The 12,769-nt window shown below is 41.2% G+C and carries 12 protein-coding genes; 2 read left to right on the plus strand and 10 right to left on the minus strand.

Annotated elements, in window-relative coordinates:
• Positions 1-164: 164 nt before the first annotated feature.
• Both R8495_RS10500 and R8495_RS10505 read right to left on the minus strand, forming a co-directional pair.
• Complete coding sequence (locus R8495_RS10500; RefSeq protein ID WP_317635406.1) at positions 165-1,811, minus strand: BspA family leucine-rich repeat surface protein; 1,647 nt, start codon at positions 1,809-1,811, stop codon at positions 165-167.
• A gap of 152 nt (positions 1,812-1,963) precedes the next feature.
• Positions 1,964-2,425, minus strand: a complete 462-nt coding sequence (locus R8495_RS10505) for a cyclophilin-like fold protein (protein ID WP_317635407.1) — start codon at positions 2,423-2,425, stop codon at positions 1,964-1,966.
• 225 nt (positions 2,426-2,650) lie between these two features.
• Between R8495_RS10505 and R8495_RS10510 the strand changes: the two genes are divergently transcribed.
• Positions 2,651-2,836 (plus strand): CsbD family protein, encoded by a 186-nt coding sequence (locus tag R8495_RS10510; protein ID WP_317635408.1) that lies wholly within the window; start codon positions 2,651-2,653, stop codon positions 2,834-2,836.
• Positions 2,837-3,293: 457 nt separating this feature from the next.
• Here R8495_RS10510 and R8495_RS10515 read toward each other — a convergent pair whose 3' ends face one another.
• The 5 genes from R8495_RS10515 to R8495_RS10535 all read right to left on the minus strand — a co-directional run bounded on the left by R8495_RS10515 (position 3,294) and on the right by R8495_RS10535 (position 9,283).
• On the minus strand, positions 3,294-3,419 hold the full coding sequence (locus R8495_RS10515; RefSeq protein WP_317635409.1) for a hypothetical protein: 126 nt from the start codon (positions 3,417-3,419) through the stop codon (positions 3,294-3,296).
• 196 nt (positions 3,420-3,615) lie between these two features.
• Complete coding sequence (locus R8495_RS10520; RefSeq protein WP_317635410.1) at positions 3,616-3,741, minus strand: hypothetical protein; 126 nt, start codon at positions 3,739-3,741, stop codon at positions 3,616-3,618.
• Positions 3,742-3,874: 133 nt separating this feature from the next.
• The gene (locus tag R8495_RS10525; protein ID WP_317635411.1) at positions 3,875-8,407 is read right to left on the minus strand and encodes a MucBP domain-containing protein; all 4,533 of its coding nucleotides are present in this window, start codon (positions 8,405-8,407) and stop codon (positions 3,875-3,877) included.
• 116 nt (positions 8,408-8,523) lie between these two features.
• Positions 8,524-8,910, minus strand: a complete 387-nt coding sequence (locus R8495_RS10530) for a Fic family protein (RefSeq protein WP_317635412.1) — start codon at positions 8,908-8,910, stop codon at positions 8,524-8,526.
• Positions 8,894-9,283, minus strand: a complete 390-nt coding sequence (locus tag R8495_RS10535) for a Fic family protein (protein WP_317635413.1) — start codon at positions 9,281-9,283, stop codon at positions 8,894-8,896. Before R8495_RS10535 ends, R8495_RS10530 begins: the two co-directional genes overlap by 17 nt.
• Positions 9,284-9,396: 113 nt before the next feature.
• On the opposite strand from R8495_RS10535, the gene R8495_RS10540 reads away from it, so the two are divergent.
• Positions 9,397-10,818, plus strand: a complete 1,422-nt coding sequence (locus R8495_RS10540) for a DHA2 family efflux MFS transporter permease subunit (RefSeq protein WP_317635414.1) — start codon at positions 9,397-9,399, stop codon at positions 10,816-10,818.
• Positions 10,819-11,057: 239 nt separating this feature from the next.
• On the opposite strand, the gene R8495_RS10545 is transcribed toward R8495_RS10540, so the two are convergent.
• From R8495_RS10545 to R8495_RS10555, 3 genes are all read right to left on the minus strand, one after another.
• Complete coding sequence (locus tag R8495_RS10545) at positions 11,058-11,414, minus strand: type II toxin-antitoxin system PemK/MazF family toxin (protein WP_317635415.1); 357 nt, start codon at positions 11,412-11,414, stop codon at positions 11,058-11,060.
• Positions 11,401-11,631, minus strand: coding sequence for a type II toxin-antitoxin system PemI/MazE family antitoxin (gene mazE / locus R8495_RS10550; RefSeq protein ID WP_317635416.1), 231 nt, complete (start codon positions 11,629-11,631; stop codon positions 11,401-11,403). The genes R8495_RS10545 and mazE overlap by 14 nt, the downstream gene beginning before the upstream one ends.
• A gap of 202 nt (positions 11,632-11,833) precedes the next feature.
• Positions 11,834-12,766, minus strand: a complete 933-nt coding sequence (locus tag R8495_RS10555) for a metal ABC transporter substrate-binding lipoprotein (RefSeq protein ID WP_317635417.1) — start codon at positions 12,764-12,766, stop codon at positions 11,834-11,836.
• Positions 12,767-12,769 lie beyond the last annotated feature (3 nt).

Genomic DNA, 12,769 nt, shown 5'->3' on the forward strand with positions numbered 1-12,769 from the left:
TCTCCTTTAATCATTATTATTTGTGCAGTTCATAATAATTTTTAATACATTATTACTCTGACTCTATAGTTTAACATATATTGGATTTCGATCTACATAAAAAATAAACCTACCGAAAAAATTAAATTCGGCAGGTTTAACGTACAAGAGTTCATTTATCTATTTTAATTTGTGTGTGGCTTAACATTTACTTTAATTACTTGATTGTTAGTGCCATCAACCGTTATTAACGCTTGTGGGTTACTGATAATATCGTAACCGCGCGGTGCACGATAACGAGGAATGATTACGTCATCGATATATCCAACGTACCTTTGCTCGCCAACTTGCTGATCCCCATTAAAATATTTAATCAAAACCAATCGTTCTATTAAATCGTAGTAAACATCCACTGAACTGTCGTTGGTTGATTCATTAATTGTTTGAACAGGAACGCTAGTTTGTGTCGCTTCATAACCTGGAATCACTGGAACATTGTATTGCTCCCACTGACTCGTTGACCACGGGCCATGTTCTAAAGAACCATCCGGATTAACCGAAACTGTTCTTTGAATCTTAGCCTCTTGTTTGTCGGTCTTAACCGAATAATCAGGTTGGTGAAGATTAATAGTTCTTGTGATTGTTTTGTACTCATACAAATAGTCTGGTTCGATATCATTTGATCCAGAATCCCAGTCGTAAGTGGTCACTTGATCACGACCCGTTAAAGAAACCAATTGTTGAGGAGTGTATTTACTACCTTTGCTATACCCTTTAGTTGCCACCCAAGTTTGAGAAGCTACTACCTTATCGGTCCCCGGAATTTCAGTCCCTACTTCAGGAACAGGCAAATATACATTGCTTCCCCAACGTGTTCTTGGGCCTAAAACAATATGATTCAAATTAATTGCACCCGCAAATATGTTGTCAAAAGAATTAAGTGCTTTATCAAAGTTTCGAATATCCAAACTAGTTAAATTATCGCATCCACGAAACATGTAACTCATATTGTTTAACTTAGTAAGCTTAAAACTCTTTAAATCTAGACTAGTTAAAGTATTGCAGTCAAAAAACATCGATTCCATATTCGTAACATTTGATGTGTTAAAGCTGCTTAGGTCTAATTCAGTTAAATAATTACATCTATGAAACATATATGCCATATCAACCACTTTTGTTGTATTGAAATTCTTTAAAGACAAATTCTCTAAAAAATAGCAAAAAGCAAACATTCCATGCATATTTGAAACTCTAGCAGTGTTAAAACTACTTAGGTCCAAACTCATCAAGCTTTGGCAACCACTAAACATATCTGACATTCTTCTAACATTAGATGTTTTAAAATTACTTAGATCCAATGTAGTTAGTGAGGCACAACCCGCAAACATGCTTGCCATACTAGTTACGTTAGTGGTGTCAAGATTATTTAAACCATCAATCTTCTTTAATCTACTTAACCCATTAAATAATTTTGAAGAATCTTCGGCCGCCACAACGTCTTTATCAAATTCAATTCGGGTCAACTTACTCCTGTCATCGTTATAGTTAATATTACAAATTGATCCTTCGGCCAAAGTTCCAGCATGAAATTTCAAGACGTAATCATTGCCATCTTGAACATAATCCCATTTACTAGTTCCCCAAGTACCACTTTTGATTAAACTTGCTCCAAAATTTCCAATCGAAATTCTATTTAGATCCTGAGGTTTTGCCTCACTGCTAATTGCCTCTGTAGCTGGTGCTACATTGTCTGCTTTAACCTGCTGGCTCATCAAAACAAGTGGGCACGTTAATCCCAACAATCCGATTCCAAACGTATTTTTTAAACTCAAGGTAGTATCTCCTTTAATCATTATTATTTGTGCAGTTCATAATATTTTTTAATACATTATTACTCTGACTCTACAGTTTAACATATATCAGATTTCGATCCACATAAAAAATAAACCTACCGAAAAAATTAAATTCGGCAGGTTTAAATTTCTTAACCTTTAGCAATTCGCACCGTGAGATCACCTTTTTGTTGCCGCAAAGCTTTAATGGCTTTAGCCCGATCTGACTTCTTAAACTTGCCCAACAAATGGATCCCGTCAAAGTAAGACACATCGCCCCAATAAAGGACCAACCGTGAATCTGGCGACCAATAAGCAATGTCCCCTGGATTGGGATCAGCTCCAACCGGAGTTCCTTTGGTGCTGAGTGGCTTCTTTAAATCGGCAATTTTCTCATCAATGCCTGGCGCTGGCGCTTGAAATTTCAGCTTCAAAGGGAGGCGCTTCAATAACTGCTTAGCGGGAACGCTCTGATTGAGCTCTGCGCGATACCGATGGCCTTTGATCGTCAGCACGATCGGCGTCTCTTGCTTCTGCTTTTTCGCTGCTTGCACCGAGCTAACTGGCAAACACAAAATAGCGAACGTCAATAATAGTAGAAATATTTTTTTCATTTTTTACCTCACAACCAAATTATCTGTCCTCAGTAAGTTAGCTGCAAATATTTCTTTTTTATTGCTGGATATAACTTAAAAGCATTATTAATTAGGGCTCTCTTATAATTCATATCATTTTCAATCAAAGCCTCGATCTACTACAAAAAAAAGTAAATGAAATAATTTGCTTTTTTTTTACTTCTAGCGCATAATGTAGGCAAGAAAACGAAAGGAGTTTTTGAAATGAGTTTAGATGATAAGTTTGATGCAGCTAAGGATAAGGTTCAAGGCAAGTCTAAAGAAGCTGAGGGCAAAGCTGAAGGCTTGATGGGTAAAGCTAAAGATAAATTATCCGAAGCAAAAGATAAAGTTGAAGATGTGGTTGATGACGTTAAAGATAAGTTTGAAAAGAAATCTGACGACAAATAACCAAGTCTGAACGAAAACGCCATTGGGCGTTTTTTTGTTGCCATTCGCAAGATTGCAATCACACGTCTTAAATGTTATGCTTGTTCTAAGGTTGAAAAGAAGCCATCGGGAGGGTGACCCCAATGACTTCGATTGTAGTTTGGAAGAACGCTATTTCAAAATTGTCATGTTCAATCACCTCCGTTTTTGGTTGTTTTATTCATTGAGGGGTAATGAAATGTGGGAACTTCCATTCCAATGATTTCAATCGTAGTTTGGAAGAACGAAACCTAGCTAACCTTTGCGGTTAGCTTTTTTGATTGTTGCGTAGGCTTTGGTAACTCTTCTACAGCTACGCTACAAATGTTCGACTTGCAATCGCTCATATTAAATGTTAGAATTATCTTGAAATTGAAAAGAAGCCATCGGGACGGTACTCCCCATGACTTCAATCGTAGTTTGGAAGAACGATACTCAGCTAACCTTTGCGGTTAGCTTTTTTGATTATTGCGTAGGCTTTGGCAACTCTTAAGATCAAGATGCCTACAGCCACGATAATCGCTGCTGTTTCCAGCGAGCCGTTCCTCCGTTTCAAGATTGTCATGTTCAATCACCTCCGTTTGTTTGATTAATTGAGAGGTGATGAACTTCCAAAATCTACGATACTTTATATTCTACCGTACAAACGTTCTGCTTGCAATCGCACGTCTTAAATGTTAGAATTATCTTGAAATTGAAAAGAAGCCATCGGGAGGGCGATCCCAATGACTTCAATCGTAGTTTGGAAGAACGGTGTTGAGCTAACCTTTGCGGTTAGCTTTTTTGATTATCGCATATGCTTTAGCAACTCTTAAGATCAAGATGCCTACAGCCACGATAATCGACGCTGTTTCCAGCGCGCCGTTCCTCCGTTTCAAAATTGTCATGTTCAATCACCTCCGTTTTTGGGTTTCATTGAGGGGTGATGAACTTCCAAAATCTACGACACTTTATATTCTATCGTACAAATGTTTACATAGCAATTTAAATAATCCCCCTGAATTTTCAGGAGGATTATTTTTATTTACTTCCGACAGATCTCTTGGAAGCTAAATTTTTCTTGTTTGCTCTTTTCTTAGATGAGAGCCACACTGCCGATGCTCCTGCACTGGCGACGCTCATTAATCCAAGTGGAACTGTGTTTACTTTGCTGGAGCCAAGCTGTGGCAAAGTGCCATATTTGGTTGCAGTCCCGACCTTAGAATAAGGCTTCGCTACCCGCGTGACCGTCACAGGATCAGTGACAATTTTCTTAAGTTCTACTTGATGTGTCACCTGATCGAGACCCATAATAATTGTTCCCGCAGGATCGGCGAGCGTATAACCTGTCGGAATTAACGCTGCTAGATCAACGGTCGTTCCCGTTTCGCCTTCAACTGCAACTGGATCACCCAAACTCACTCCATCTGCAATGAACTGAATATAATTGGTGACCGTTGAAGCTACAGGTTCTGGGGTTGCCGCCTTCACAATCGCCACTTCATGAATTGTTCCATCGGCTGCAAAACTAATCTTAGTTCCCTTCACCGCCAGCTCGTAGCCCGCTGGGATCCAAGGAGTAATATCAATCGGATCGCCAATTGCGCCGGTCCGTTTGATTACTACGCTATAATTTTTCCCGTCAATTGTAAACTGGACATAATTATCAACTGAGGCAGCAGCAACTTTCTTCAAAGCTACGCTGTGAGTAGTCTGATCCAAGCCAAATTTAAGCATTGCAGCAGGGTCAACAAGCTCGTAGCCCGCCGGAATCATTGACTTGAAATCAAGTGAGCTGCCAAGTGCCCCGCTAAAAGTTTTCGCCTCGCCCAGATTTAAGCCATCGACTGTGAACTGGACGAAGTTAGTAACCTGCGCTGGTGCGATTTTCTTCAGCGCTACTTTATGAACGGTTCCATCTGCAGCAATTGTGATCTCCTGCTTAGAGTCGACCAGCTCGTAACCTGTTGGAATCAAGGACGCAATGTCAACCGTGCTTCCTAAACTGCCAGCGATCTTATTTTGCGTTCCCAAATTAGTGCCATCAACCGTAAACTGGACATAGTTCACGATGGCAGGCGCTACTTTCTTCTTAATTGGAACGTATTTAATGCTCCCGTCAAGACCGACTGTCACAAACGGATCAGCACCGTCTTCTAATTCATAGCCATCCGGCAAAATCGAGCGCAGATCAATCCGACCACCCGCTTGAGCACTCACTCGAATCTTCTCGCCGATGTTAATTCCGTTATAAGTGAACTGGATATAATTAACAATTTGAACCGGGCTTGGACTAGGAGTTGGGCTTGGCGACGGACTTGGACTTGGACTTGGCACTGGAGCTGGCGCCTTCCTCTTAATGTTAATGAAGTGGTTTGCCCCATTTAACCCAAAAGTAACAATTGGATTAACTCCCGCTTCCAACTCGTAACCGCTCGGCAAATATGAACGCAAGTCAATGCTATCACCAGTCCGACCGTTAATCGTTATTTTGTTACCATAATAAAGTCCGTTCACTACAAACTGAATATAATTGCGATCGCGCGGCGGATTTGGCTGTGGCGCATTGTCAGCAACCACCGGTACTTTAATATCAAAATTCTCAACACCGTAAGTGAGAGTGCTCTGGATGTTTGCATTTTGTAAATGATACCCGCTCGGCGACTGGATCGTCTGCGTTACGCTCTCTTTATAACGGCCTGTTACTGGTGTTGAAGAACCAACCTTTCTATTAGTCGCGGCATCAATATAACTAATTGTGTTGTTATATGTTCTGCCCTGCACGTGCACCGTAATCGTTGTGCCATCGGCTCCCAATAAGGCATCACCTTGGTTGCTTGCCAATTCATAATGTGAATCAGGGATATACCTAGCTAAAGTGCTGGCTGGAATAACTGAACCTGATAGCCCGTTGATTGTCGTTGTTGCGCCAACTTGATTACCATTTGGATCAACGTATTTGATGATATTAGAAACGGCTGCAGAAACCGGTGGTTTCTTTTTCAAATCAATTACTTGGTGGACATTATTTGAGCCGACAATTCTTAGCGCCGGAATAGGTCCTCTGATCTCATAGCCATTTGGAATCCAGGCTGGGTCGATCGTAATCGCTGAGTTGACTAAACCTGTGACCGTCTGGCTGCTTGCGATATTTGTCGGATTGCCATAAAGCGTGAAGTCAATGATATTGGTGTAAGTGATCTGATCTTCCACCACGTTAATCTTGTGTTCATAGCCTTCTGCCCCGTATTTCAGCGTACTGGCAATATTTTGATTTTGCAGATGATAGCCTGTCGGAGCCTGAATCGGCTGGGTCACACTTCGCTTGTAACGACCCGAAATCGCAACCGAAGTCCCCACTTGCGTGTTGTCTGCGACGTTAATATAGCTAACAGTGTTGTTATAAGTTTTGCCTTGAAGATTAACGGTGATCGTCGTCCCGTTTGCTCCCATCGAGAGGTTGCCTTGACCATTTGCCAGTTCATAATGCGAATCAGGAATATTGTTGATCAAAGTCATCCCAGGGATCGTCGAGCCAAGTGTCCCTTGAATCGACACATTGCTGCCAATCTGATTGCCATCCTCGTCAACGTATTTAATGTTATTGGTGACCGTCGGAGAATTCGGGGTTTTCAATTTCAAATCAACGGTTTGATGCTGACCATTAGTTCCAATAATGCGCAAATTCGGCGTCCCGTTTAGCTCATAGGTGCCCGGAATCCAGTTTGGATCAATAGTAATTGGATCATTGAGCGCACCTTGGACCGACTGGGAGGAAACAAGTGGCAGTGGCGCCCCATTCAAAGTAAAATCAATAACATTGGTGAAAATAGATTTTTTGATATAAACATCAACGGTGCCATTATCAGCGACAAATTTCGGCGTTGGCTTCCCAGTGTCAAGCTCATACCCAGCAGGCAGGCTAATAGTGCTCACTGGAACGTTCGTCTTGTATTTGCCCTGAACCGTCTTCGACGTATCAAAAGTGTCGCCTGGATTAGCTTGATCGACAAAATGAACATGATTGGTAACGTCATGATCGTACTCAACTCGAACGGTAAGTTCATCATTTACGCTGTCGTAGTTCAGATTCGACGGAAAAGAACCGCCAACGTAGCGGTAACCGTACTCGCTTGGAGTATGACTCAGTTGACTTGCTGGAATCGCAGTCCCATCTATTCCTTGAACTTCCTGCAATGGACCAATTTTGACCGTCGGATCATCATTATCCACAAACTGGATATGATTAGTCGCCTGCGTATTTTCTTGAACGTAGACTTTAATATTTTCCCCATCAGCTAAATATCTCAGGCTATTTTGGATATTTGGCGTCACCAAATGATAACCCGTCGGCGCAGTGATCGTTTGGGTCACTGGCTTGCCAAACTGACCTTGAATGTCAGTCGCTGGCGCCACCGGAGTGTTGGGATTCGCCTGAGTTACAAATTGGATATGATTAGTAATATTGTGATCAAACACCACATTGATTGGAATTTGCGATACACTAGGATCAAAAGTTTTGCCAGTTGGAAAACTTCCATTTTGATAGCGATATCCGTAATGTTCTGGCTGAGTGGACAGCTTATCAGAAGTGATATCTTTACCTTGCGGTCCCGTCACCTGCTGCGAAGCACCAATTGCCCGGTTAGAGTCGTTCACATCAACAAACTGAACTTGATTCGTAATCAATTTGCGGACGTAAACACGTTTTGGATAATCATTAGTGTTAGTAATGGTAACCTTTTTGAAATTGTCATGCGCTATTTCATAACCTGCCGGTACCAAATTAGGGTTGGTCAAATCAATTTGCGGATCAGAGGCAAAGCCCCAAATCGTTACAGGATTGGGCAAATCTAGTCCCGTATACATATCTTGGAATGTGATGATGTTGCTGTATTCCTGCTGCAACTTAATTGTCTGGTCGAGCCCTTTGCCCTTAGCTAAAGCATCATACTTAAAAGTATTAGCAACTTGGTAGCGTGCCTTCAAATGCGCTGGCAAGTCATCTCTTGTTATATAGGTCGATTTTGAAGGAGAGAACTCCAAAATATGATCAAATTTGGTATCAGCGACTGGTATAACATTTCCTTGCCGATCCTTTAAAGGACTTCCATCTGCATTAACGCAAGTAAAGTGGAAGTCCATTTTATACTTTCTAACGAGCGCACTAAAAGGCGTCGTCACACTGTTTGGCAATTGACAAAGCCCGACGTTTCCCATTAAATCTGTCTCAGTCGGAAATGTCCATCTAATATCTCGATAGTCCGTCGATCCTCCTGGTCCCAATGGAGTCGTAGCCGTGCCGTCACCCACATAAGAATTATCGACAAAGTTATAATACTTCACTTGATAAGTGTAGTCCGAACGGGGAGTTATTCCGTGGCCTTTGAGCTGTGGAGCTGCCTCTGTTTTTGGCTGTTGGTTATCGATTGGCTTGGGTGCCTCCTGCGCGTCCGCCAAAACATTAACTGCTGGCGCCGCGTATCCTCCAACTACCGATAATAACGTTGTCGAATACAAGAATACCTTCGGCAATCCGTGCAGTCTTCTTTTTCTCTTTGGAACAAATGTCATTTTTTAAAATTTTCTCCCATGTTTTCTTCGCAAAATACAATATACCTATTTTAATTATAATGGTTAATTTTTAAAAATGAGATCAAATATCAAAAATTAAAAGGCAAAAAATGATTTTACAATTCTATTTTCCCGCATCTTCTAAATGTTTCTGATACAATTGCAAACTTAACAATCGAAGAAATAAAATTTCGAAATTTATCGGGTTTGCCATTTCTAGCCTCTTCCAAAGCATTTAGATACTTTTCTCGTTTGGCGGGAGTGGGACTAACACTAATTACTGGATATCCAGCTTGAGTCAAAGCAAAGTTTAGTAATAGCCGTGCAGTTCGCCCGTTACCATCAATAAAGGGATGAATCGTCACAAACCTTTGATGCAGCTCAGCGACATATTGAACTGGATGCAACTGCAATTGCACTTCTTTGCTCCATTTTATTAGTTCATCCATTTGCTCATCGATCATAAAAGGAGAAATGTATGGATGTTCAGCTAGACCCTTCAATCTGTCGAAAAACGCCTGCTTCGGATTTTTCAGAAGCGCTTTGAAGTGTTACAAGTCGATTTAAATCTCGAATTAACTTTAATGTTAAAGGCTGCTTGCGATCGGCTAAATCCTGCATATAACTATACGCTTCATTTAGATCCAGAATTTCTAACGTTACACGAATTGTTTTTCCATGGATTGTAGCTCCCAAGCCGCTTTCAACAATAGACGCTGTTTCTGATCTACTCAAGGTATTGCCTTCTAGAGCCGCCGAAGACCAAACATGCTCAATTCTAACGTTTTTTTCAAGCTGAATTACCTCTGCTCTAGACAAAGGACGAAATGTATCCAAACGGATCTTGAGTTTGGTTAATTCTTCGGGACAAAACATCTTGACAACCTCCTAAATGATTTAATTATTTTCAGAAAAAACTTACGAAAAATGAAAATTTTTGATAAGGTAACCTACTGTTGAAAAAATTTTAGAAGTAGGTCTTAATTTATATGAATGAAAATCCAGCCGTTAGTGCTGACAAACCAAGAGTTGTTATTAAACATCCGGCGCTCGCCATGGCAAGCATGCTCGTCGGCGTATTCGTCGGCATGTTTAGTGAAACTTCACTTAACATTGCTTTACCCCAATTAATGGAACACCTAAATGTCTCCAACGGAACCGTCCAGTGGCTCGTCACTGGTTATATGTTGATCATTGGTGTTATTTTACCGCTAAATAGCCTTCTGACCAAATGGTTCACCACGCGCCAAATCGTGATTTTTGGCTTGTGCGACTTTATTGTCGGCTCCGTAATTTCCGCTCTATCCCCTAATTTCACCATTTTATTGATCGGCCGAATGGTTCAAGGAATCGCAACTGGCCTTCTGTTGCCTTTAATGTTTACCGTTGCAATGCAAGTATTCCCGCCTTCAAAACTCGGAACTGCGATGGGAATGTGTGCGCTCGTTATCATGTTCGCCCCTGCAATTGGTCCCACTTTAACTGGTCTCATCCTCGCCAAGCTATCTTGGCACTGGATTTTCTGGTCTTTCGTTCCATTTCTTGTGATTGCGCTTATTTTTGCTCTGAGTTCGCTTGAAAATGTTGGCGAATTAACCAAGCAAAAAGTTGATCTTCTTTCAGTCGTAACAAGTGTGATTGGTTTTGCGAGCGTCGTCATGGCAGTCAGCTTCGCAAGTGATCATGGTTGGGCATCGCCGCTAGTTCTCGGACTTTTCGTCGTTGCAATCGCAGCACTTGGGATTTACGGCTACCGCCAAGTTCATTTGAGCGAACCAATTTTGAATCTGAAGATTTTTGCTAATCCCGCTTTTCGCGACGGAGCACTGATGGTGATGCTTGACTTTGGGATCATTCTCTCTGCAATGTACATCTTGCCGATGTATCTGCAAAACGGTCTGGGCATCGCCGTTGCCCTCACGGGAATGATTATGCTGCCTGGCGGATTAATGAACGCTATCGTTTCAGTTGTTGCTGGGCGCTTATTCGATAATTTCGGAGCCAAGTGGCTCACACGCCTTGGCTTCCTGCTCGCCTTGATCGGCGCTTGGATGCTTCTTATTAGTAATGCCCAAACTAACATTGGCATAATAATTGCTGCCCACGTAATCATGATGATCGGTTGTCCTCTTGCGATGACGCCTGCTCAAACGCATGCGCTAAACGCCTTGAAAGGTCCAGAGTCTGGAGATGGAAGCACGATTTTGAACACGATGGAACAGATCGTTGGGGCAATTTGTACTGCCCTAGCAACTAGTTTCCTCGTTATCGGACGCACCAACAGCCACGCTTCAAGTAAGCAAGCAATATTTACCGACGGCGTTCACACGGCACTTCTTTTGCCGATCGTCCTCTTGGTAATCGCACTACTAATTTCGTTATTCACAAAATCATTTCGCAAAGAAAAATAACGCCGACTGTTAAAGGTTAATGTCAAAGAGTTCCCCGCCTTAAACGAATTGGGGCAATGGGTTGTATTGGACTTACGGCTTCTAACGAAACCGCCAAAGCCAGAGTTGGTCAAAACAGCGTTGGCTCGGAGCAATATCTGGTCTTAATGATGTGTACTAAAAAGGCGCCTGTGAAGGCGCCTTTTTTGTTAGTTAAAAAACAAATTTTATCTATAAAATCAAAAAAATACGGGATTTGATCATTCTCCGTGAACAACATCATCTATAACTTCTATTACACTCGATAACAATTTAGAACTCACATGACCCACTAGTTCAATCCCCCGACGTCTAAAATCAAATGTATGAAATTGAAGCGGGTTAACATATCCGTTAATATTTTTGCTTTTAATAGCTACAAATAACCCCGAATTAATTAAACGATTATTCTCAGCATGAGTAATCGGACAAACCAATACTAAACCAGTTAATTTACTATATTTAGCATTACTAATTACTAGAGCTGGACGATATTTTTTTATTTCTTGACCACTACTCGGACTAAAGTTAATTCTAACAATATCACCCTTTTGAGGAGTATATTCAACTCCACTCACTATCTAAAATTTCCTCTCCATCTGTTACATCAATCTGTCTTAAATCTTCATTAAACCAATCGCCTTCAAACGGATTTCGATGAATATGAACAGGTGTATATATTATCGAACCGTTTTTTAATTGTTTTACCGTAAATTCCGTATCCTTTGCCACGTTAAAAGCCTTTGGGATCGTTACAGTTTTTGAATTTCCAACAATTCTTGTTTTGACTTTCATTAAATCCTCCAAACGTATTTTAGTGTATATTAAGTATATACGATGATTAAGATAAATACAAACATAAACCTATAAAATTAAAAGAAGCGCCTTTTTCGGGCACTCCTTCCTATACTGTGCACTATTAAGCAACACAGCGCCATTACTGACAAATATTGTCTTAGATATCATCCTAAATCAATTTACTAATACTTTCAACCCGTTATTTAGCCAAACCCTCAGCAATTTTGTCGAGATTCCATTTCATCATCGAATAATAGCTGTCTCCGTTCTGGCCCTTCTTAGCAACTGAATCGGTGAAAATCGTCGAATAGATCGGAATATTGGTATCCTTAGAAATTGTCTTCATCGGCCGATCGTCGACACTGCTCTCAACGAAAAGTGACGGCACCTTCGTCGTGCGCAATTTGGCAACCAAATCCTTGATCTGATCAGGCGTGCCTTCCTCTTCAGTGTTGATCTCCCAGATGTAAGCAGCCGGAATGCCGTAAGCCTTTGAGAAATATTTGAAACATCCTTCACTTGTAACGATTAATTTCTTCTCCTTCGGGATCGAGGCAAACTTCGACTTCGCCTCCTGATCTAAAGCCTCCAGCTTCTTGACATAGCTCTCCAAGTTTTTGGCATAAAAATCTTTATTCTTCGGATCCTTCTTCGCCAATTGCTTTTCGATGTTTTTGGCGTAAATGACTCCATTTTCTAAATTAAGCCAGGCATGAGGATCTTCCTTGCCTTTTCCTTCTTGGCCTTCCAAGTAAATCACCTTGACACCTTTAGTCGTGGCAAAATAATCCTCGTTTTCCTTCTTGTTAGCGTTTTTGACCAACTTGCTGAACCAAGCATTACCACCGGTTTCGAGATTGATTCCATTATAGAAAATCAAATCAGCCCGCGAAGTTTTCTGCACATCTTCAGGCAACGGCTCATACTCGTGCGGATCCTTGCCGACTGGCACAATGCTGTGAAGTGTAATTTTGTCCTTGGCAATATTTTTGGTAATATCCGCAATGATGGAATTAGTGACAACAACTTTCAATTTTTCATTTTTGGCTGGTTGGCTGTTTTTGTTGTTAGAACAAGCGCCGAGAGTCCACACGCTGAGAAGTAAAGCGAGCCCAAGTATAATTTTTTTCATTTG

It is taken from the genome of Xylocopilactobacillus apicola (assembly GCF_033095985.1).
GTDB classification, from domain to species: domain Bacteria; phylum Bacillota; class Bacilli; order Lactobacillales; family Lactobacillaceae; genus Xylocopilactobacillus; species Xylocopilactobacillus apicola.